This is a genomic window from Staphylococcus sp. EG-SA-2, assembly GCF_017152085.1.
In genome coordinates, this window is sequence record NZ_JACYHC010000133.1 from 1 (window position 1) to 545 (window position 545).

The window sequence follows — 545 nt, forward strand, 5'->3', positions numbered from 1 at the left end:
CAATAATCGCAGTGGTAATTGCTAATACTAATGAACCTAACGCTTCAGGAATTAAAAAATATCTAATGATTTGTAGTGGTGAAGCGCCCATCGCTTTCGCCGCTTCAATAATCCCCTCGTCTACTTCCAATAATGAGTTTTCAACAAGTCTTGCAATGTAAGGTGCCACATATACAGTTAAAGGCACGATGGCAGCAGTCGTACCAATTGAAGTACCTACTACTAATTTTGTGAATGGCACAATCGCAATTAACAAAATAATAAATGGTAGTGACCTTAAAATATTGATTAAAGGATTTAAAACTTGATGTATCACTATATTGGGCCATATGCCTTGTTTTCGAGTAATTACCAATAAGACACCTAATGGAATACCAATCACTGCTCCTAAAAATAAAGCAATAGATACCATATATAACGTTTCGTACAATGCTTGTAATAACTGTGCACTGTCTAAATCAGAACCAAACATATGTTAATGCACCTCCTCAAATTGAATATTTTTCTCTTTGAAATATTGATTTATTGCCGTGTCATCAAATTGT

At 34.5% G+C, this 545-nt stretch carries 2 protein-coding genes; both read right to left on the reverse strand.

The genetic code is table 11. The features are described 5' to 3' along the window. A partial coding sequence (locus IDG60_RS27175) for a methionine ABC transporter permease (protein WP_095289088.1) occupies positions 1-472 on the reverse strand: 472 nt, incomplete at its 3' end. A 3-nt stretch (positions 473-475) separates the two neighbouring features. Further along, a partial coding sequence (locus tag IDG60_RS27180; RefSeq protein WP_241013319.1) for a hypothetical protein occupies positions 476-545 on the reverse strand: 70 nt, incomplete at its 5' end.